The sequence below is a fragment of the Streptomyces sp. NPDC018029 genome (assembly GCF_044327655.1).
GTDB lineage: Bacteria > Actinomycetota > Actinomycetes > Streptomycetales > Streptomycetaceae > Streptomyces.
Window position 1 is genome coordinate 654,753 of sequence record NZ_JBIRFV010000004.1, and the last position, 20,080, is coordinate 674,832.

General features: G+C 73.0%; 22 protein-coding genes. 16 read left to right on the top strand and 6 right to left on the bottom strand.

Annotated features, from left to right (window positions below; translation table 11 throughout):
• Positions 1 to 5: 5 nt before the first annotated feature.
• Positions 6 to 1,139, top strand: coding sequence for a hypothetical protein (locus tag ACH4D5_RS15905; protein ID WP_398302491.1), 1,134 nt, complete (start codon positions 6 to 8; stop codon positions 1,137 to 1,139).
• Positions 1,140 to 1,178: 39 nt separating this feature from the next.
• On the opposite strand, the gene ACH4D5_RS15910 is transcribed toward ACH4D5_RS15905, so the two are convergent.
• On the bottom strand, positions 1,179 to 2,492 hold the full coding sequence (locus tag ACH4D5_RS15910; RefSeq protein WP_398302646.1) for a PH domain-containing protein: 1,314 nt from the start codon (positions 2,490 to 2,492) through the stop codon (positions 1,179 to 1,181).
• Between the two features lie 68 nt (positions 2,493 to 2,560).
• The gene (locus ACH4D5_RS15915; protein ID WP_398302493.1) at positions 2,561 to 3,070 is read right to left on the bottom strand and encodes a PH domain-containing protein; all 510 of its coding nucleotides are present in this window, start codon (positions 3,068 to 3,070) and stop codon (positions 2,561 to 2,563) included.
• Positions 3,071 to 3,156: 86 nt separating this feature from the next.
• On the opposite strand from ACH4D5_RS15915, the gene ACH4D5_RS15920 reads away from it, so the two are divergent.
• A complete protein-coding gene (locus tag ACH4D5_RS15920) occupies positions 3,157 to 4,320 on the top strand; it encodes an NADH-quinone oxidoreductase subunit D (protein WP_398302495.1) in 1,164 nt (387 codons plus the stop codon).
• Here the strand turns inward: ACH4D5_RS15920 and ACH4D5_RS15925 are convergent.
• Entirely contained in the window at positions 4,285 to 5,295 is a 1,011-nt protein-coding gene (locus tag ACH4D5_RS15925) for an SAM-dependent methyltransferase (protein WP_398302648.1), read from the bottom strand. The genes ACH4D5_RS15920 and ACH4D5_RS15925 overlap by 36 nt on opposite strands.
• A gap of 163 nt (positions 5,296 to 5,458) precedes the next feature.
• Between ACH4D5_RS15925 and ACH4D5_RS15930 the strand changes: the two genes are divergently transcribed.
• Together ACH4D5_RS15930 and ACH4D5_RS15935 are read left to right on the top strand one after the other, a co-directional pair.
• Positions 5,459 to 6,661 (top strand): sensor histidine kinase, encoded by a 1,203-nt coding sequence (locus ACH4D5_RS15930; RefSeq protein WP_398302497.1) that lies wholly within the window; start codon positions 5,459 to 5,461, stop codon positions 6,659 to 6,661.
• A 63-nt stretch (positions 6,662 to 6,724) separates the two neighbouring features.
• Complete coding sequence (locus tag ACH4D5_RS15935) at positions 6,725 to 7,396, top strand: response regulator (RefSeq protein ID WP_398302499.1); 672 nt, start codon at positions 6,725 to 6,727, stop codon at positions 7,394 to 7,396.
• 27 nt (positions 7,397 to 7,423) lie between these two features.
• Here the strand turns inward: ACH4D5_RS15935 and ACH4D5_RS15940 are convergent, their stop codons facing one another.
• Entirely contained in the window at positions 7,424 to 8,530 is a 1,107-nt protein-coding gene (locus ACH4D5_RS15940; RefSeq protein ID WP_398302501.1) for a DUF5937 family protein, read from the bottom strand.
• 217 nt (positions 8,531 to 8,747) lie between these two features.
• Here ACH4D5_RS15940 and ACH4D5_RS15945 point away from each other — a divergent pair, with 217 nt between their 5' ends.
• Entirely contained in the window at positions 8,748 to 8,993 is a 246-nt protein-coding gene (locus ACH4D5_RS15945; protein WP_398302502.1) for a hypothetical protein, read from the top strand.
• On the opposite strand, the gene ACH4D5_RS15950 is transcribed toward ACH4D5_RS15945, so the two are convergent.
• Complete coding sequence (locus ACH4D5_RS15950) at positions 8,950 to 10,098, bottom strand: threonine aldolase family protein (RefSeq protein ID WP_398302504.1); 1,149 nt, start codon at positions 10,096 to 10,098, stop codon at positions 8,950 to 8,952. The two genes, ACH4D5_RS15945 and ACH4D5_RS15950, sit on opposite strands and share 44 nt — an antisense overlap.
• Positions 10,099 to 10,244: 146 nt before the next feature.
• On the opposite strand from ACH4D5_RS15950, the gene ACH4D5_RS15955 reads away from it, so the two are divergent.
• The 11 genes from ACH4D5_RS15955 (at position 10,245) to ACH4D5_RS16005 (ending at position 19,306) form a co-directional block, all read left to right on the top strand.
• Positions 10,245 to 11,183 carry a Rossmann-like and DUF2520 domain-containing protein gene (locus tag ACH4D5_RS15955; protein ID WP_398302506.1) on the top strand — a complete coding sequence of 313 codons (939 nt, stop codon included), beginning with the start codon at positions 10,245 to 10,247 and terminating at the stop codon, positions 11,181 to 11,183.
• Complete coding sequence (gene panC / locus ACH4D5_RS15960; protein ID WP_398302508.1) at positions 11,180 to 12,205, top strand: pantoate--beta-alanine ligase; 1,026 nt, start codon at positions 11,180 to 11,182, stop codon at positions 12,203 to 12,205. The genes ACH4D5_RS15955 and panC overlap by 4 nt, the downstream gene beginning before the upstream one ends.
• Positions 12,202 to 13,917 carry an L-aspartate oxidase gene (locus tag ACH4D5_RS15965; RefSeq protein WP_398302510.1) on the top strand — a complete coding sequence of 572 codons (1,716 nt, stop codon included), beginning with the start codon at positions 12,202 to 12,204 and terminating at the stop codon, positions 13,915 to 13,917. The genes panC and ACH4D5_RS15965 overlap by 4 nt, the downstream gene beginning before the upstream one ends.
• Before the next feature lie 2 nt (positions 13,918 to 13,919).
• The gene (gene nadC / locus ACH4D5_RS15970) at positions 13,920 to 14,915 is read left to right on the top strand and encodes a carboxylating nicotinate-nucleotide diphosphorylase (RefSeq protein ID WP_398302512.1); all 996 of its coding nucleotides are present in this window, start codon (positions 13,920 to 13,922) and stop codon (positions 14,913 to 14,915) included.
• Positions 14,915 to 15,721, top strand: a complete 807-nt coding sequence (locus ACH4D5_RS15975) for a type III pantothenate kinase (RefSeq protein WP_365359611.1) — start codon at positions 14,915 to 14,917, stop codon at positions 15,719 to 15,721. The genes nadC and ACH4D5_RS15975 overlap by 1 nt, the downstream gene beginning before the upstream one ends.
• A gap of 94 nt (positions 15,722 to 15,815) precedes the next feature.
• Positions 15,816 to 16,034 carry a hypothetical protein gene (locus ACH4D5_RS15980; protein WP_398302515.1) on the top strand — a complete coding sequence of 73 codons (219 nt, stop codon included), beginning with the start codon at positions 15,816 to 15,818 and terminating at the stop codon, positions 16,032 to 16,034.
• Between the two features lie 591 nt (positions 16,035 to 16,625).
• A complete protein-coding gene (locus tag ACH4D5_RS15985; protein ID WP_398302650.1) occupies positions 16,626 to 17,279 on the top strand; it encodes a hypothetical protein in 654 nt (217 codons plus the stop codon).
• Positions 17,280 to 17,293: 14 nt separating this feature from the next.
• Positions 17,294 to 17,476 (top strand): hypothetical protein, encoded by a 183-nt coding sequence (locus tag ACH4D5_RS15990; RefSeq protein ID WP_398302517.1) that lies wholly within the window; start codon positions 17,294 to 17,296, stop codon positions 17,474 to 17,476.
• 178 nt (positions 17,477 to 17,654) lie between these two features.
• The gene (locus tag ACH4D5_RS15995; RefSeq protein ID WP_398302519.1) at positions 17,655 to 18,104 is read left to right on the top strand and encodes a BlaI/MecI/CopY family transcriptional regulator; all 450 of its coding nucleotides are present in this window, start codon (positions 17,655 to 17,657) and stop codon (positions 18,102 to 18,104) included.
• A gap of 9 nt (positions 18,105 to 18,113) precedes the next feature.
• Entirely contained in the window at positions 18,114 to 18,737 is a 624-nt protein-coding gene (locus tag ACH4D5_RS16000) for an amino-acid N-acetyltransferase (protein WP_398302521.1), read from the top strand.
• 233 nt (positions 18,738 to 18,970) lie between these two features.
• Entirely contained in the window at positions 18,971 to 19,306 is a 336-nt protein-coding gene (locus tag ACH4D5_RS16005; protein WP_398302523.1) for an Lsr2 family protein, read from the top strand.
• On the opposite strand, the gene ACH4D5_RS16010 is transcribed toward ACH4D5_RS16005, so the two are convergent.
• Positions 19,285 to 19,914, bottom strand: a complete 630-nt coding sequence (locus ACH4D5_RS16010) for an SCO3374 family protein (protein ID WP_398302525.1) — start codon at positions 19,912 to 19,914, stop codon at positions 19,285 to 19,287. The two genes, ACH4D5_RS16005 and ACH4D5_RS16010, sit on opposite strands and share 22 nt — an antisense overlap.
• Between the last annotated feature and the right edge of the window lie 166 nt (positions 19,915 to 20,080).

Below are 20,080 nucleotides of genomic sequence, written 5' to 3' on the forward strand. Positions count from 1 at the left end.
TGGCCATGCCACGTGGACGTCACCGCCATTCCCCACCCCTGCACAGGCTGCTTCCCCCCTCGGCGGTCGCAGGCGTATCGATTCTCAGCGCCGGCGGCGCCTGGATGTTCGCGGAACCGGTCGTGCTCCGCGGGCTCGTCGCGGCAGCGGCCGCGGCCGCCGTCGTCGGCTCGGTCGTCATGCGCCGCTGGGACCAGGCGGCCGGCAAGCGCGTCGCCGAGCTCGGCCGGGCCCGCGCGAGCGACGAGTGGCGTTACGAGGAACGGATAGCCGAGGCCGAGGCCGACCTCGAGGAGTCCCGCGAACTGCGCGGCAAGCTGGAGACGAAGCTGCGCGCCAAGCGCGCCGAACTGGCCGCCCTGCGCAACGAACACGCCGCGCTCCTGCGGCGGTACGCCACCGCGGAGACGGAGCGGGCCAGCGCCCTGGAGGGCAGGCGGCTGCTCGCCATAGAGGCGACGTCCCCGACATCCCCGACGCCCGCGCTGCCGGCGGCCGGGGCGGCTGCCGGTTCGGCTGCCGGTGTGGACAACGGCTCGGCATCGGGCGCCGGTTCCAGCGCCGAGGACCTCGTGCCCGCGGTGCGGGCGGGGGCGCCGGTGCCGACATCGCGTACGGAGACTCCTGCTCCGCGTACGGAGGCTCCTGCCCCGCGTACGGAGGCTCCTGCCGCGACCCCCACCCCCTCGCTGTTCCAGCTGGCCAACGCCGCGCTCGACCGCATGACCCCGCGCGCGGCGACCCGGGCGGAACCGGAAGCGACACCAGGGGCCGCGCCGGAGGCGGAGGAAGAGTCGCGGGGGAAGCCCGGGGCGGCCGATGGATACGCCGGGCACGAGCGCGCGGTCGCCGTCGCGCCGCCCGTGCAGGCCCGACGCCAGGTGCCCCAGGGCGACTTCGACTTCTTCGGTACGAAGAGCGTGGCGCCGGCGGCGCTGGAGTCCGTGCAGAACGAGGACCTCGCCGACGTGGTGGGCGAGGAGGCCCTCGCGGTCCACAAGGCGGAGTCCGAGGGCGAGTTCAAGGACGCCCCCGAAGGGGACGCCGCGCGGGGCGTCGGCCAGGTCATCGACCTGACGGCCCACGACGAGACGGAACAGATCGACGTGGCGGAGCTGCGGACGGCCCTTCGGGCATGACGCTCCGCTGTGGTTGAGCGGTCAGCCCCCCGGTCGGGCTCACGCCATCCAGCGGTCCGGGACTGCCTCCCTGCGGCCCGTGCGGGAGCGGTCCGCCTGGGACTGGAGGAGAGCCGACGCCTCCTCGGCGGGGCGCAGACGCGCCGTCACCGTCTTGTCGGCGCCGGTGTCCACCCGTACGTCCGCCACGTCCTTGTAGCGCTCCCAGGGCCCCTGGGAGAGCCGCACGCTCTGCACCTTGGCGTGCGGCACGAGCGAGAGACGGCGCTTGAGCAGGCCGTGGCGGGCCGCGAAGACCTCGTCGGTGACCGACAGGCCGTAACCCTTCCACCAGAACGGCACGCACCACGCCGCGCGCGCGGGCGGCCGCACGAGGTCCGCCGCGTCCGGCACGCGCACGCCCGGCAGGACCCGCCCGATGACCGCCTCGGCATGCTCGCGCGGCGCGACCGGCACCAGGACGCTGTTCGACGAGCCCGCCACGTCCAGCTCGACGCGCACCCAGCCCATCCGCCGCCACAGCAGCGGCTGCACGACGTGGACGGTCTGCACCCGGCCGGGCGGCACGGTCTCGTGGGCCTTGTCGAGCAGCCCGTGGTCGATGCGGATGCCGTCAGGGGACTCGCCCACCGTCCAGTCGTACTCCTTGATGAAGCGGCCGCCGCTGCTCGCGAAGGCGCCGCCCAGCATGGGGAGCGCGGTCGCGAGGACCGTCCATACGTTGTGCGTGGCGAACCAGAGGAAGGCGGGCACCACGGTCGCGGCGAGGAGCATCGCCCAGGGTGCGCCGGTCAGCAGCAGGGAGAGGGCGAGCACGCGCGGCTGGACGTGCAGCAGGCCCCGCACGGGCGCCTCACCGACCTCGCGGGCCTCCTCGGGGGCGAAACCGGCTGCCCGCGCGAGGAGTTCGGCCCGCAGCTCGGTGGCGTCCCGCTCGCCGAGATAGGCCAGCTCGTCCTTCTTCTCCGCCCCGACGACGTCCAGCTTGAGCTTGGCGACTCCCGCGATGCGGGCGAGCAGCGGCCTGGTCACGTCGACCGCCTGGAGCCGGTCGAGGCGGATGTGGGCGGTGCGCCGGAAGAACAGGCCGGTGCGGATGCGCAACTCGGTGTCGGTGACCGCGAAGTGGGTGAACCACCAGCTCAGGAAGCCGTAGAGGGCACCGCCGACGACCACCGCGAGGCTGCCGAGGAGCAGGGTGGTGGCGGTCAGTTCGGAGAGGCGCTGCTGTGTGCCGTTCGGGTCGTGGACCGCCCAGCCCACGAGGATCGCGAAGGGCGCCCACGCGCGGCGCAGTGGCGTGACAGGGTGCAGCCGCCGCTCGGAGACCTCCTGCGGGACGCGGTCCGGCACCTCCTGCGGGACGGTGCTGCCCGGCGCCTCCTGCGGTGCGGTGCTGTCCGGCACCTCCTGCGGCCCGCTCACAGCCCCGCCGATCGGGCCTCGCCGAGCTCGGTCAGGCGGTCCCGCAGCCGCTCGGCCTCTTCGGGGAGCAGTCCGGGGATGCGCGCGTCGGTGGCGGCCGCGGCGGTGTGCAGCTGGACGCTCGCGAGCCCGAAGCGCCGCTCCACGGGGCCCGAGGTCACCTCGACGAGTTGCATCCTGCCGTACGGCACGACGGTCTCCTCGCGCCAGAGCACGCCCCGGCTGATGAGCAGGTCGTCGGCGCGCTCCGCGTAGCGCCACGAGCGCCAGTTCCGGCCGAGCACCGGCCAGCCCCAGGCCAGCACGGCGAGCGGCAGCAGCGCGAACGCGGCCCAGGCCGGGCCCGCGACCAGGCCGAGCAGCACGCCGACGGCCGCCGCGAGCGGCACCAGCCAGACCACCAGCAGGAGCCGCCGCAGCTTCAGCAGCCCTCGCGGCAGCCCGGTCCACACCGGCTCCGTCCCCTGTCCCGCCGGTCCTGCGGGCCCCGCCGTCCCCGTTTCCATGCCCCAAGCGTACGTACGTCCGGTGACAGCGGCGTGGGCCGGGAACAGGCGGCCGCGGACGGCGGCGGGTGCGAGAGACTGTGGCCATGAGTCCCACGACGGAGACCACCACGGAGACCACGCTCGGCATCGGCGGCGCGGCGGAGAGCACCGACATGGTGCTCAACATCGGCCCCCAGCACCCGTCCACGCACGGTGTGCTCCGCCTCCGCCTGGTCCTGGACGGCGAGCGCATCCAGCACGCGGAGCCGGTCATCGGCTACATGCACCGCGGTGCGGAGAAGCTCTTCGAGGCGCGGGACTACCGGCAGATCGTGATGCTGGCCAACCGGCACGACTGGCTCTCGGCGTTCTCGAACGAGCTGGGCGTCGTCCTCGGCGTGGAGCGGATGCTCGGCATGGAGGTCCCGGAGCGCGCCGTGTGGATGCGCACGCTGCTCGCCGAGCTGAACCGCGTCCTCAACCACCTGATGTTCCTCGGGTCGTACCCCCTCGAACTGGGCGGCATCACCCCGGTGTTCTACGCGTTCCGTGAGCGCGAGGAGCTCCAGAACGTGATGGAGGAGATCTCCGGCGGCCGTATGCACTACATGTTCAACCGTGTCGGCGGCCTCAAGGAGGATCTGCCCGCCGGCTGGCCGACACGCGCGCGTGCGGCGGTCGCTTCGGTGCGTTCGCGGATGGACGTGTACGACAACCTGGTGCTCGGCAACGAAATCTTCCGGGGCCGTACGCGCGGCGTCGGCGTCCTCACGCCGGAGGCGGTGCATGCCTACGGAGTGAGCGGTCCCATCGCCCGCGCCTCCGGAGTCGACTTCGACCTGCGCAGGGACGAGCCGTACCTCGCGTACGCCGAACTGCAGGACACCCTGAAGGTCGTCACGCGCGAGGAGGGCGACTGCCTGGCCCGCTTCGAGTGCCTCCTGGAGCAGACCCACAACGCCCTCGACCTCGCCGACGCCTGCCTGGACCGGCTCGCCGACCTCCCGCAGGGGCCGATCAACCAGCGCCTCCCGAAGGTCCTCAAGGCCCCCGAGGGCCACACGTACGCGTGGACCGAGAACCCTCTCGGCATCAACGGCTACTACCTCGTCAGCAAGGGCGAGAAGACCCCGTACCGCCTGAAGCTGCGCTCGGCCTCATACAACAACATCCAGGCGCTGACCGAGCTGCTTCCGGGGCAGCTGGTCGCGGACATGGTGGCGATCCTGGGATCACTGTTCTTCGTGGTGGGCGACATCGACAAGTAGGGCGTCCGGAGCGGCGAGCAGGGCGTCCAGAGCAGCGCCGGTGGGGCCGGCGCCGACGGGCTGCAGCAGCCATCCGAAGTCGCCGAGGCCGCTGGGCGCGGTGAGCTCGGCGGCCTCTCCCGCGCGCGTGAGGGCGCGTACGTACGCCGCCGGGTCCTCGGAGGCGAGTGCGAGCGGCGGGCGGGCGCCGCTCACCCCGAGCCCGCCGAGGGCCGCCCGCTGGGTGAGCAGGGCGGCTCCCTCCGACGCGCAGGCGTCGAGCGCCACGTGGGCCGTGATGTCGCAGCTGCCGTCGGGGACGGGAGCCGTCTCGCGGCCCTCTCTGAAGCCCGTCAGCGTCCCGAAGGGCGGGCGGGCGTCCCGGGTGTGGGCGTAGTCCACGGCGACCGCCAGGCCGCGCGTCAGCGTCGCCACGGCCGCCGCCCACGCCTCGTCCCGGGGGCGCCCGATCTCCGCCCGCAGGCCCGGCTCGGCGTCCAGTGGCCACCAGCGCGCCAGCCAGTCGGCGTCGGGGCCCTCGACGGGGCCGCCCAGGGACTCGGTGCCGTCGTCGCTCACGAGGACGCGGCGCGGGGTTCCGTCGGCGGCGACCTCGGCGATGTCCAGGGGGACGTTGTCCAGCCACTCGTTGGCGAAGAGCAGGCCCGTGACGCCGGCCGGGGGAGCGGTCCGCCACTCGACGCGCCCGTCGAGGTCCGCGGGACGCTCCGCGAGCTCCACCGCGTACGCGCGCACGCGTGCCGCCACATCGGGGGGCAGCGCGGCCAGGACGGCCGCGGTCAGTTCGCCGCGGCCCGCGCCCATGTCCACGAAGGCCACCTCGTCCGGGTGACCGAGCGCGGCGTCCAGACGGGTCAGCAGGCGTGCCACGGCGCCCGCGTAAAGGGGCGAGGCGTGCACGGAGGTGCGGAAGTGCCCGGCCGGTCCTTCAGGGCGGCGGTAGAAGCCGCCGGGGCCGTACAGGGCGGCCTCCATGGCCCGGCGCCAGGCGCGCGGGGCCGGTGCGCGCGCCGCGCCGTTGTCGTTCGTCACAGACCGCAGGCTAAGGGGGCCTCCACCTTGGGGAGTACATGTAGTCGGTACGGATCGGACCTCCGGTTGACCCGGGGGCGCCGCCGGGCTGCCTACGCTGGGTTACGTGCAGCGTCTCTATGACTTCCTCCGCAGACACCCGACATGGGTCGACGGCTTCTGGGCCTTCGTCCTGCTCGGGATCTCCGGGATCGGTCTGATCTCGATGTCGGAGGCGGAGGGCCGCGACCCGGGAGTGGCGGCGATCCCCTGCGCCCTCGGTCTTTTCCTGGTGGTCATGCTGCGCCGACGGGCCACCGAGAAGATGCTGGTGCTCGCCGCGGTCGTCGGTTTCCTCCAGCTCGTCCTCGACGTGGAACCGATGCCCGCGAACTTCGCGATGCTGGTGATCGTCTACACCGCCGCGGCCGACGGGGAGAGGTGGGCCTCCCGCTTCGCGCTGGTCGCCGGTCTGTGCGCGGCGCCGCTTTCGATGATGCGCTGGCCCGAGGAGAACACCGGCGTCTTCGGACTGACCCTCTTCACGATGTTCCAGATCGTGCCCTTCGCGCTCGCCTGGGTCCTCGGCGACTCCATCCGCACCCGCCGGGCCTACCTCGCCCAGCTGGAGGAGCGCGCCGCCCGCCTGGAGCGGGAGCGCGAGGCGCAGTCGAAGGTCGCGGTGGCGGCCGAGCGGGCCCGCATCGCACGCGAACTGCACGACGTCGTCGCGCACAACGTGTCCGTGATGGTCGTCCAGGCCGACGGCGCCGCCTACGTCCTGGACGCCGCGCCCGACCAGGCCAGGAAGGCCCTGGAGACCATCTCGGGCACCGGCAGGCAGGCGCTGGCCGAGATGCGCAGGCTGCTCGGCGTGCTGCGCACCGGCGAACCCGAGGAGAGCGGCGAGTACGTCCCGCAGCCCGACGTCGAACAGCTCGACGAGCTCATCGAGCAGGTGCGCACGGCCGGCCTGCCCGTCGACTACAAGGTGGAGGGCACGCCGCGCCCGCTGCCCAGCGGCGTGGAGCTCACCGCGTACCGCATCGTCCAGGAGGCGCTCACCAACACCCGCAAGCACGGCGGCGAGAACGCCGGGGCGAGTGTGCGGCTCGTCTACTTCGACGACGGCCTCGGGCTGCTGGTCGAGGACGACGGCAAGGGCGCCCCGCACGAGCTGTACGAGGACGGCGGCGCCGACGGTTGCGGGCACGGGCTGATCGGCATGCGGGAGCGCGTCGGCATGGTCGGCGGCACGCTGGACGCGGGACCGCGCCCCGGCGGCGGGTTCCGGATCAGCGCACTGCTGCCTCTCAAGCCCGCACACTGACGGCTGCCCCCCGAGCCCGCACACTGAGACCTGCCAACGAACCTTCCGAAGGGATCCCCCTTGATGTCCATCCGCGTGATGCTCGTCGACGACCAGGTGCTGCTGCGCACCGGGTTCCGGATGGTGCTCGCCGCCCAGCCGGACATGGAGGTCGTCGCGGAGGCGGGCGACGGCGTCGAGGCTCTGGAGGTGCTGCGCGCCACCAAGGTCGACGTGGTCCTGATGGACGTCCGCATGCCGAAGCTGGACGGCGTGGAGACGACCCGCCGCGTCTGCCAGGGGGCGAACCCTCCGAAGGTGCTGATCCTGACCACCTTCGACCTCGACGAGTACGCCTTCTCGGGGCTGAAGGCGGGCGCGTCCGGCTTCATGCTCAAGGACGTGCCCCCGGGGGAGCTGCTCGCCGCCATCCGCTCCGTGCACAGCGGCGACGCCGTCGTCGCGCCGTCCACCACGCGGCGGCTCCTCGACCGCTTCGCGCCGATGCTGCCGACCACCGGCGGCCAGCCGCAGCTCAAGCAGCTGGAGCGGCTCACGGACCGGGAGCGCGAGGTGATGATCCTGGTCGCGCAGGGCCTGTCGAACGGCGAGATCGCGGCGCGGCTCGTCCTCTCCGAGGCGACGGTGAAGACGCACGTCGGCCGCATCCTGACGAAGCTGGGCCTGCGGGACCGGGTGCAGGTGGTGGTCCTGGCGTACGAGACGGGGCTGGTGCGGGCCGGAGGCGCTTCGTAGCCCGGGCGGGGCGGCCAGGACTGTGCCCTAGCGCAGTACGCCCTCGATGAAGTCGCTGCCCAGGCGCGACACGACGCTGATGTCCAGCTGGTGCTGGACATAGCGGCCGCGGCGGCGCGTGGTGATCAGCTCCGCCTTCTTCAGGACGCTCAGGTGCCGGGATATCTCCGGTGCCGTCATGCCGTGCGCGTCGGCCAGCTCGCTCGTCGTGTACGCGCCGCGCGCGAGGTGGCGGCACAGGCGCATCCGCACCGGGTGGGCGAGCGCGGACATGCGGCGGGTCAGCTGCTCCACGGTGGGCGGGTGGGTCAGGCCGGGGGCGCTGATCGGATACGTGATCGACGCCTGCCAGCCCCTGCGGTGCAGCACCCACAGATGCGGCCAGCCGAGGCTGGTCGGGACGATCACCAGGCCTCCCGAGCCAGTGGTGGTGCGGCCCACGGAGATCTTGTCGACGGTGATGAGCTGCGCCTCCTCGTCCAGGGACACCGCTCCGGAGATGGCCTTCAAGGCCTCCGCCAGCCCCTTGTGGCGCAGCAGCTCGGTCTTGTGCCGGGCGTCCGCGGCCAGTTGATGGGACACCCGGGCCCAGGTGTCGGCGAAGAACGCCTCGTCGCAGTCCTCCAGGAGCGTGCGGAACCACGCGCGGACGACCGGCGGGTCGTCGAGCAGCCGCTTGGTGAAGCGGACCTGGTGCGGGCCGCGGGCGGCGGCGAGGTCGAGGGCGCGCCGCTGCACCGCGGGGTCGGAGAGGAGCTTGCGGTCCGGCTCCGCGTACGTCGACTGGCAGGTGAACTCCAGGGCCGCGTCCACGAACTGTTCGTCGGTCAGCTTGTCCAGCTGGTCGAGCTCCTCGGCGAGCGTGGCCCCCGGGAGGGCGCTCTGCCCGGGGAGACCGGCGAACGGCGCGAAGACGTCGGAGAACGTCGTGCGCCACAGGAAGTCGGCCTCGCACATGCGGTCGGCGAGGCGCGGGTCCAGGCGCGTGGAGACGGCCGTCGCCCAGCCCTGGAGGCCCGGGTGGTGGCCCGGCTCGGACAGTGCGTGCAGCGCCATGCCGAGCTCGGACAGGGGCGAGGGCGCGACATGGATCCGCTCCTGGGACAGCCCGCTGATGTCGATGCTCACGCTCATGGCCCCATGGTGCACCTCGCCACTGACAGCGCGGCCGTCGATTGACGAGCGCTGTCAATCGACGCGACGCGGGCGGGGTGGCGGGAGCAGGCTGTAGTCATCGCCGAAGCCGCTGAAGCCTTCGGCCCTTCCCTCACCCCTCGCTCCCACCCCCTGCTCCGTTCCCGCGACCATGCGCTGTCCGATAAGTACTATTCATCCAGAAAGGTGAACCGTCATGAGCGTCACCCAGCAGTACCTCCTCGACGCCTACCGCGCCGCCCAGCACGGCCGGCCGACGCCGCCCGCGCCCGGCGCGCACGACTGGCAGGCCGTCCGTGAGGTCCGCGACTACGGCAGGTTCCGCGCCGTCGTGGCGGGACGCCCCGCACGCGGCAGGGTCCGCGCCACCCTGGCCCGGCTCGCCCGCGGCGGCCGGCTCAGCGGGGGATCCGTCGCACGAACTCCGCGACCGCTGCCCTGACGTCGTCGGCCGTCCACTTCAGGCCCGCCTCGGTCACGGTGACCTCCGTGACCGAGAGGCCCGGCGGCCCGTCCGGGAACCAGCGCCCGAAGAGCAGGGTGCCGGTCTCCTCGGCCTGCTCGAGGCCGGCCTGGCTCAGGACGTCCGGCGCGTACGGCAGCCACACCTGGAACTGATGGGTGTGCGGGCGCTCGGGGTGCACGCGCGACCAGGGCACCCCGGCGGCCGTGAACCCGTCCCGCAGCGCCTCGGCGACCACGCGCGCGTGGGCGACGTACTCGGGCAGCCGGGGCAGTGTGTTCCGCAGGCCGAGAAGGGCCGACACCGCGGTCGGGAACTGCTGGAACAGCTGGCCTCCGTAGCGGTGGCGCCACACCCTCGCCTCCTCGACGAGCGTGCGCGGACCGGCCAGCGCGGCGCCGCTCAGCCCTTCGAGCGACTTGTAGAACGACACGTACACGGAGTCGGCGAGCCCGGCGATCTCCGCGAGGCCGCGCCCGAAGTGCGGCGTGCACTCCCACAGGCGGGCGCCGTCGAAGTGCACGACGGCGTCCCTCTCGCGTGCCGCCGCCACGACCTCCGCCAGCTCCTCCCACTCCGGCAGGACGAAACCCGCGTCCCGGAGCGGCAGTTCGAGCATCAGCGTCCCGAAGGGCTCCTCGAAGTCCCGCACCTCGTCCGCGGTCGGCAGCCGCGGCTCGCCCGTCGGATGTACGGTGCGCAGCCCGCTGACCGCAGAGAAGGCGCCCCCTTCGTGAAGCTCGGGGTGCGCCTTCGGATGGAGCGCCACCGTCGCGTTGCCCGTACGGCCCGCCCAGCAGCGCAGTGCGACCTGTTGCGCCATGGTCCCGGTCGGGAAGAACGCGGCGTCCTCCTTGCCGAGCAGGCGCGCGACCTCGCTCTCCAGGGTGGCGACGACACCGTCGCCGTAGATGTCGGTGGGATCGTCGGGGCCGACCACCTCGGGAGCGGCGGCCGCCAGGGCCGACAGCCGCTCGGTGAGCGGGATGTGCAGGACGGGACGGTGCAGGGTGTGGGTCGCGCCCCGCGACGCGGCACGGCGGCGGGCCGCCTGCTGCTCTTCGGCTGTGTTGTGGGAGGGCATTCTCCGAGCATGGCCCGTCCGCCGCCACCGGTCATATGAATAACCACAGCCTGTGGACAGCGGAAGACGCGGCGCCGACCAATCGCGTTAGCATGACGAGAAATCGTCCGGTACCCCGAGCGGACTGGAACGGAAGGCGCCGCCGCGTGAACGCATCGCATCAGCCAGACCCGCGGGACCGCCCCGCGAGGCTCACCGTGGGAGTCGTGGGAGCGGGCCGTGTCGGCCCCGCGCTCGCCGCGTCGCTGGAGCTCGCCGGGCACCGCCCGGTGGCCGCGTCCGGCGTCTCCGACTCGTCGGTGCGACGAGCCGCCGCGCTGCTGCCCGACGTCCCCCTCGTCCCGCCCGCCGAGGTCCTCGAGCGGGCCGACCTGGTGCTCCTGACCGTCCCCGACGACGCCCTGCCCGGCCTCGTCGAGGGCCTCGCGGAGACCGGGGCCGTGCGCCCGGGCCAGCTGCTCGTCCACACCTCCGGGCGGTACGGCACCAAGGTCCTCGAGCCCGCCCTGCGCGCCGGCGCCCTGCCGCTGGCGTTGCACCCCGCCATGACGTTCACCGGCACCCCCGTCGACGTGCAGCGCCTGGCCGGCTGCTCCTTCGGCGTGACCGCCCCCGAGGAGCTGCGGCTCGCCGCCGAGGCCCTGGTCATCGAGATGGGCGGCGAGCCCGAGTGGATCGCCGAGGAGAACCGCCCGCTGTACCACGCGGCCCTCGCCCTGGGCGCGAACCACCTGGTCACCCTGGTCGCCGAGTCCATGGACCTGCTGCGGGACGCGGGCGTCGAGCAGCCCGACCGGATGCTCGGCCCGCTGCTCGGCGCCGCCCTGGACAACGCGCTGCGTTCGGGCGACGCGGCGCTCACCGGCCCCGTCGCGCGCGGGGACGCGGGCACCGTCGCCGCCCATGTCGCCGAGCTTCGCAAGCACGCCCCGCAGACCGTCGCCGGCTATCTCGCGATGGCCCGCGCCACCGCCGACCGCGCCCTCGCCCACGGCCTGCTCAAGCCGGAGCTCGCCGAGGACCTCCTCGGCGTCCTCGCCAACGGCGCGGACGGCGGCACCACGCCCGAAGGAGGGCCCCGATGACCGGCCCGACCAGCACGAACCCCACCCTCCTGCACACCGCCGAGGCCCTGCGCGCGCGCACGCGTGCGGGCCGCCGCGCCGTCGTCATGACCATGGGCGCCCTGCACGACGGGCACGCCTCGCTGATCCGCGCCGCCCGCCGCGTCGCGGGCCCTGAGGGCGAGGTCGTCGTCACGGTCTTCGTGAACCCGCTGCAGTTCGGTGCGGGCGAGGACCTGGACCGCTATCCCCGCACTCTCGACGCCGACGTCAAGATCGCCGCACAGGCGGGCGCGGACATCGTGTTCGCCCCCGGTGTGGACGAGGTCTATCCGGGAGGCGAGCCGCAGGTCCGGGTCAGCGCGGGCCCCATGGGCACCGTCCTCGAAGGAGCCACGCGCCCCGGCCACTTCGACGGCATGCTCACCGTCGTCGCCAAGCTGCTGCACCTCACCGGTCCCGACGTGGCGCTGTTCGGGCAGAAGGACGCCCAGCAGCTCGCCCTGATCCGCCGCATGGTGCGCGACCTCAACTTCCCCGTGGAGATCGTCGGCGTCCCCACCGTCCGCGAGGACGACGGCCTGGCCCTCTCCAGCCGCAACCGCTACCTCGCACCGGTGGAGCGGCGCACCGCCCTCGCCCTCTCCCAGGCCCTGTTCGCGGGCCGCGACCGGCACGCCGCGCAGGAGGCCCTCCGCGCGCGGGCCGCCAGCGCACCCGCCTCACGCGCGCGTGCCGACGCCCTGAACGCCATGGGGGAGTCCCGCGCGGCCGCCGACGCCCACGCCGTGGCGGAGTCCACGGACCCCGCCGCGCCCGGAGGCGGCCCCGCCGCCGTCGTCGCGGCGGCCCGGCTCGTCCTCGACGACGCGGCGCGCCTGAACCCCCCGCTGGAGCTGGACTACGTAGCGCTGGTGGACCCGGCCGACTTCACCCCGGTCCGCCCCGGACACACCGGCGAGGCCGTCCTGGCCGTCGCGGCCAAGGTCGGCTCGACGCGGCTGATCGACAACATCCCGCTGACCTTCGGAGCCGACGTATGAGTGCCACCGGAATACGGCTGCATGCCCCCGCCCCCGGCTGGTCCCTCGACGCCGACGTCGTGGTCGTCGGCTCCGGAGTGGCCGGACTGACCGCCGCCCTGCGCTGCGCGGCCGCCGGAGTGAAGACCGTCGTGGTGACCAAGGCCCGTCTTGACGACGGCTCCACCCGCTGGGCCCAGGGCGGCGTCGCCGCGGCGCTCGGCGAGGGCGACACACCCGAACAGCACTTGGACGACACGCTCGTGGCCGGCGTCGGCCTGTGCGACGAGGAGGCCGTCCGCATCCTCGTCACCGAGGGCCCCGACGCCGTGCGCCGCCTCATCGAGACCGGCGCCCACTTCGACACCGGCCCCGAAGGCGCCATCGAGCTGACCCGCGAGGGCGGCCACCACCGCCGCCGCATCGTGCACGCGGGCGGCGACGCCACCGGCGCGGAGATCTCCCGCGCCCTCGTCGAGGCCGTCCGCGCCCGCGGCATACCGACGGTGGAGAACGCGCTGGTGCTCGACCTCCTGACGGACGCCGACGGCCGCACCGCCGGTGTCTCCCTGCACGTCATGGGAGAGGGCCAGCACGACGGCGTGGGAGCCGTCCACGCCCCCGCGGTGGTCCTCGCGACCGGCGGCATGGGCCAGGTCTTCTCCGCCACCACGAACCCGTCCGTCTCCACGGGCGACGGCGTCGCGCTCGCCTTGCGCGCGGGCGCCGAGGTCTCCGACCTCGAATTCGTGCAGTTCCACCCCACGGTGCTCTTCCTCGGGGCGGACGCGGAGGGCCAGCAGCCGCTGGTCTCCGAAGCCGTCCGGGGCGAGGGCGCGCACCTCGTGGACGCCGACGGCGTGCGCTTCATGGCCGGACAGCACGAGCTCGCCGAGCTGGCTCCCCGCGACGTCGTCGCCAAGGGCATCACGCGCCGCATGCAGGAACAGGGCGCCGAGCACATGTACCTCGACGCCCGGCACTTCGGCGCCGACATGTGGGAGAACCGCTTCCCGACGATCCTCGCCGCCTGCCGCACCCACGGCATCGACCCGGTCACCGCGCCCATCCCGGTCGCCCCCGCCGCGCACTACGCCTCCGGAGGCGTCCGCACCGACCGGCACGGCCGCACCACCGTCCCGGGGCTTTACGCCTGCGGGGAGGTCGCCTGCACCGGCGTCCACGGCGCCAACCGCCTGGCCTCCAACTCCCTCCTCGAAGGCCTCGTCTACGCCGAGCGCATCGCCGCCGACATCACGGCCCGCCACGCGGAGAACGCCCTCCACGCGCGCGTGCCCGTCCCCGTCACCCCGCCCGAGACGCCGACGCACCCCCTGCTGCCGGCCGAGGCCCGCTTCGCCATCCAGCGCGTCATGACCGAGGGCGCCGGAGTCCTGCGCTCCGCCGCGTCCCTCACCGAGGCCGCGGCACGCCTCGCCCGCATCCACGCCGACGCCGCGGGGGCGCTCGCCGAGCACGGCAAGACGGCCGAGCCCGGCGTCGACACCTGGGAGACCACCAACCTCCTGTGCGTCGCCCGCGTCCTGGTGGCCGCCGCCCAGCGCCGCGAGGAGACCCGCGGCTGCCACTGGCGCGAGGACCACGCCGACCGCGATGACGCGGCCTGGCGCCGCCACATCGTCGTACGCCTGAATCCCGACAGGACCCTGGCGGCGCACACCACAGAGACCCCCGACTTCCCTCCGACCCGTCCCAGTCCCCAGGAGAAGTGACCGTGAGCACCCCCGACGACCTCCCCCTCGCCGCCCCCACAGCCGCCGGTGGCTGCGGCGATGCCTGCGGCTGCGGCGGGGACGACGCGTTCGACCCCCTCGAGTGCGGCCTCGACCCCGCTCTCGCACGGCTCCTCGCCGAGGCGGGCCTCGACCCCCTCCAGATCGAGGACATCGCGCACATGGCCATCGAGGAGGACCTGGCCGGCGGCGTGGACGTCACCACGGCCGCCACCATCCCCGAGGACGCCGTCGCCACCGCCGACTTCGCCGCGCGCGAGGCGGGCACCGTCGCGGGCCTGCGTGTCGCCGAAGCGGTCATGTCGGTGGTGTGCGAAGAGGAGTTCGAGGTCGAGCGGCACGTCGAGGACGGCGACCGCGTGGCGGCGGGCGACGTCCTGCTGAGCGTCACCACCCGCACCCGCGACCTGCTCACCGCCGAGCGCAGCGCGCTGAACATCCTGTGCCGCCTCTCCGGCATCGCGACCGCCACGCGCGCGTGGGCGGACGCGCTCGACGGCACCAAGGCGAAGGTCCGCGACACCCGCAAGACGACGCCCGGCTACCGCGCCCTGGAGAAGTACGCGGTACGCATGGGCGGCGGCGTCAACCACCGCATGTCGCTCTCCGACGCGGCCCTGGTCAAGGACAACCACGTGGTCGCCGCCGGCGGCGTCGCACAGGCCTTCAAGGCCGTGCGCGAGCAGTTCCCCGACGTGCCCATCGAGGTCGAGGTCGACACGCTCCACCAGCTGCGCGAGGTCGTCGACGCGGGCGCCGACCTGATCCTCCTGGACAACTTCACGCCGGGCGAGACGGCGGAGGCCGTCGCGATCGTGGCCGGCCGCGCCTTCCTCGAGTCCTCGGGCCGCCTCACCCTGGAGAACGCCCGCGCGTACGCCGAGACGGGCGTCGACTACCTCGCGGTGGGCGCCCTCACGCACTCCTCGCCGATCCTCGACATCGGCCTCGACCTGCGGGAAGCGGTGCGGGACTGATGCTCCTCACGATCGACGTGGGCAACACCCACACCGTCCTCGGCCTCTTCGACGGCGAGGACATCGTCGAGCACTGGCGCATCTCCACCGACGCGCGGCGCACCGCCGACGAACTGGCCGTCCTGCTCCACGGCCTGATGGGCATGCACCCCCTGCTCGGCGACGAGCTCGGCGACGGCATCGACGGCATCGCGATCTGCTCCACGGTCCCCTCGGTCCTGCACGAACTGCGCGAGGTCACCCGCCGCTACTACGGAGACGTCCCCGCCGTCCTCGTCGAACCCGGCATCAAGACCGGCGTCCCGATCCTCATGGACAACCCCAAGGAGGTCGGCGCCGACCGCATCATCAACGCGGTGGCGGCGGTGGAGCTGTACGGAGGCCCCGCCATCGTCGTCGACTTCGGCACCGCCACGACGTTCGACGCGGTCTCCGCGCGCGGGGAGTACGCCGGTGGTGTCATCGCCCCCGGCATCGAGATCTCCGTGGAGGCCCTCGGGGTACGCGGCGCACAGCTCCGCAAGATCGAGCTGGCCCGCCCGCGCAGCGTCATCGGCAAGAACACCGTGGAGGCCATGCAGGCGGGCATCCTGTACGGCTTCGCGGGCCAGGTCGACGGCGTGGTGAACCGCATGGCACGCGAGCTCGCGGGCGCGGGGGGCGACCCCGACGACGTCACGGTGATCGCCACGGGTGGCCTGGCTCCGATGGTCCTCGGTGAGGCCTCGGTCATCGACGAGCACGAACCGTGGCTGACGCTGATCGGGCTTCGGCTCGTCTACGAGCGGAACATCTCCCGGGCCTGACCGATAGCCGACGCTTCGTGTGCACAACCCGTCCCCTTCTGCGAGAGTCTGCGCTGGGACGGGGGCTTGGGCGGTGTGGGGCGGACTGGGGCGGATGAGGCGCAGGAGACGGCTGAGGGCTGCGGTGGTTGCGGCGGCGCTGGTGGTGGTGGCCGGTGGGCCGGCGACGGCGGCCCGGGCGGTTCCGCCTTCGCCCGCCCTGGCCGGGGCGGGGGCGGGGGCGGGGGTTCTGCCCTGGCTCGCGGTGGCGGCGGTGGCAGGCCTTGGCATAGGCGCGGTCGCCTACGCCCTGGCCCGCCGCCGCCCGGACTGACCCCGGGGCGGGCCTGTGCATCTCCCCGGGTGGGGTCTGCCCTGCGCCGTCCCGCCGGGGTAGGGACCCCAAGCCCGCCGCTTCGCGGCGGATGTTCCCCACCCACCCACCCGTTTGCCCCGCGACGTCCAGTGAGAGTAGGGGCGGGTGGGCGGGTGTTCCCCCGCGACGCCCTGTGGGGGTAGGGGCGGGTGGGCCGGTGTTCCCCGCGACGCCCTAGGGCGGGTGGGGATTGCCCCGCGACGGCCCGCAGGAGAAGGCGCAAGGCCCCCCACCGGGCCGCTGCCGCAAGCGCTCGCGAGGGGACGTGGGGGTATGTGCGAACGGAGCACCGAGCGCGCTGTGGCGTCTTTGGGCTTGAGGCGTGGCGCAGGGATGGCGAGTACGCACATACCCCCGCGGCCCCGCCCCACAGACGGGCGGAAGGCGAACCCCGCCCAAGGCGCCCCGCCAGAACCCGCCCCGGCCCACAGACGAAGCAAAGGCGACCCCCGCCCAAGGCGCCCCCGCCAGCGAGTGGCGTTAAGCCGATTTTGTCCGGTTGGCGCGTATCGTCAGTCCATGCCCACGCCATACGGAACCCGGGGCGGCATGGCCTTCGGTGCGGAGGAGCTGCGTGTGCTCCGTCGCGCCCTGGCGCTCGCCCTGCACCCCAGCCCCGTCCGCGACCGCGACCCCGCCCGCGACGAGGACGTCCAGGACTGTCTCCGGCTCGCCGAATCGGTCGACGAAGCGATGCGCGAGGGCGCCAGGCTGCGCGCCTTCCTGGTGGCCGACCTCGCCCGCTACCGGGCCGCCCTGCCCGGCACCGCCTCCGGCTACCTCGCCCTGCTGGACGACGTCCTCGCCGCCGGCTACCAGCCGGGCGCCGACGACCTCGCCGCACTGCGCGCCCTGCGCGGCAACCCCACCGCGGCCGCCCTCCTCGACCGCTGCCGCGCCCTCGCCGAGCGCGCCGTCCGCGCCCGTCTCGTGCGCCGCGCCGTCCCAGACCCCGTCGCCACCGTCTCCATTCCCGCGCCCGCCTCCCGCGCCCGCCTCCACGCCCTCCCCGGAGGGCTGAGCGACAGGGACGGAGCGCAGTCGCCCTCCGAACGGCCCGCCACCCCGGAGCCGCCCCGCCCGGTGCCCACCCCGGCCGAGGTCTTCCCGCCGAAGCGCCGCCCCGAGGCTCCCGCGCAGACGCCCCCGCAGACTCCCACGCCGACACCCGCGGACCCGCCGCACCAGCTCGTCGCGGGCTAGCTACTCTGGGAGGCATGGACTACGTTTCCGCGCTCGTGCCCCCCGTAGTGATGGCCGTGTTCTTCACCGGGCTCATCGTGACGATCGTGAAGACCCAGGGCGGCGCCAACAAGGCCAAGGAGGACGCGGCCGTGGACGCCGCGATCTCCCGCGCCGAGGCCGCCGGCCAGACCCCGAAGGCCACCGGCAGCGCCTGAGCGGCACCAAGCACCGCTACACCGCTTCACCGCCGCACGCCCCCGCCCGGCCCCGGGCCCCCGGCGTACGACTCGACGTGTCATTCGAGTCGTACGCCCTTTTTGTTGCGGAAATTAGTGGTACGCCACGTCCCTCACGCATCACGCCAATAGTGACGTCTCCCACTATTGTTCTGCTGTGCCTCGCCCATTGGGAGAACTCGAAGACTCAGTCATGACGCGGGTGTGGAAGTGGAACCGCCCCGTGACCGTTCGAGAAGTCCTGGAAGACCTTCAGCAGGAACGGTCCATCGCGTACACCACCGTGATGACCGTTTTGGACAATCTCCATCAGAAGGGCTGGGTGCGCCGCGAAGCGGAAGGCCGCGCCTATCGATATGAGGCGGTCTCCACTCGCGCCGCCTACGCAGCCGCACTGATGAACGAAGCCTGGTCGCAGAGCGACAACCCGGCCGCCGCACTGGTCGCCTTCTTCGGCATGATGTCGGAGGAACAGCGGGAAGCGCTGAGCGACGCGATGCGTATCGTCCAAGGCCCGGAGAACGCCGTGAACCCTGGGAACAACCCCGCGAACCCGGGGAACAACCCCGCGAACCCCGGCGGCGCCGAGCGCGAAGCAGAGCGATAGCGTCCGCTCATGCCAGCAGAGGTCCCCGAACGACCCGAACGACCCGAACGAACCGAACGACCCGAACGAACCGAACGACCTGAACGATCCGAACGACCTGAGCGATCCGAACGCAGCGAACTCAGCACAAAAGCGGTCTCCGTCCGCAGGGCGCGAACCTCCGATGTGCCGGCCGTGCGCCGCCTCCTCGACTCCTACGTCCGCGAGCGCATCCTCCTGGACAAAGCGACGGTGACGCTTTACGAGGACATCCAGGAGTTCTGGGTCGCGGAACGTGACGACAACGCCGAGTTGGTCGGCTGCGGCGCTCTGCACGTGATGTGGGAAGACCTCGCGGAAGTGCGTACCCTCGCGGTGAACCCCGAGGTCAAGGGTGCCGGAGTGGGGCATCAGCTGTTGGGCAAGTTGCTGCAGACCGCCCGCTGGCTCGGCGTCCGCAAGGTTTTCTGTCTCACCTTCGAAGTCGACTTCTTCGCGAAGCACGGCTTCGTGGAGATCGGCGAGACTCCGGTCGACGGAGATGTCTACAGCGAGCTCCTGCGTTCCTATGACGAGGGCGTCGCGGAGTTCCTTGGCCTCGAACGAGTGAAACCGAACACCTTGGGCAACAGCCGGATGCTTCTGCATCTGTGATCGGGTGATCACCCCGGCGGTATTCCGGACCGCCCCTGCCCTGGTGGGCTATGTCCGAAACGCGCATGTTTCCAGGCTTCCAGGGGTCCCCTGTCTCTCCCAGGGGTTTGTGTTTTTCCGGCAAAAGCGGTTTGCTTTCCGACGTACTGCAGTACTGCATATAACAGGGGCCGGTGAATCGGCGGCGTGCGTCGCGCGGTCCGGCCTCACAGTTATCGATGAAAGGAAATCCGGTGGCACAGAAGGTTCAGGTCCTTCTTGTCGATGACCTCGACGGTGGCGAGGCGGACGAGACCGTGACGTTTGCGCTGGACGGCAAGTCCTACGAGATCGACCTCACCACGGCCAACGCGGACAAGCTCCGTGGCGCCCTTGAGGACTTCGTCAAGGCAGGTCGGCGCACCGGGGGCCGTTCGAGCGGCCGCGGCAAGACGCGCACCGCCGCGGCGAGCGGTGGCCAGGACACGGCCGCGATCCGCGCCTGGGCGAAGGAGAACGGTTTCGAGGTCAATGACCGCGGCCGCGTTCCCGCGTCCATTCGTGAGGCCTACGAGAAGGCCAACGGCTGACGGCTGCGACGCCGCAGCCGGACCCGGTGGCAGTGCGTCGCCGCCGTGTCCACCAGTCGCACGAGACCGGAGCCCACGGCGGGGTCGCTGTGGAGCGCTGTCCCGCCTCCCCCCACCTCGGACAGGGGCCCCACCCCTGGCAGGGACGGCAGCGCAGGCAGTGTCGGCTCCACCTCACAGCCGGGCTCCGGGGGTCGCAGCCAGACGGCGGCCCCCCGTGAGCCGGACCATCCCGGGGGAGTGGGCGCGTCGATACGCCCGCCCGCCCCGACCGCGGTGAGGCCGAGGGGGATGTGTCCCCACTCCAGCCAGTCGAGCAGCCCCGGCAGCTCCTCCGCGCTGCCCGCGCTCACCAGGAGGCGCATCGTTTCCCCGCGCAGCGCCACCGGGGCCTTCGGCCCGAGGTGGCGCAGCGCCGCGAAGCCCGCCTCCGCCGGCAGTTCCAGGACGTCGAAGCGCAGGCCGGTCAGGAGCCGCACCGGGCCGGGCCCGGGGGCGGTCGCCCAGCCGAGCTCGTTCTCGTACCACTGCCGCACCGGGCCGCTCTGCTCGAAAGGCGCTCGGCTCTGCTCGAAAGGCGCTCGGGGCTGAGGAACTGTGGGGGCCATGTCCGGGCAACAGCCGGAAGGGCGCCCGGGTTACGCGGTGTGGCGACGTAGATGCGGTGCGTATCCGTCAGGGGGGCGTGAAGGCGTGCTCGGCGGCGCAAGAGTGTTCGCCCGTAGCGGAGGGATCCGGGGCACGCCGCATGGACTGTCAGTCGTTACGGGTAAG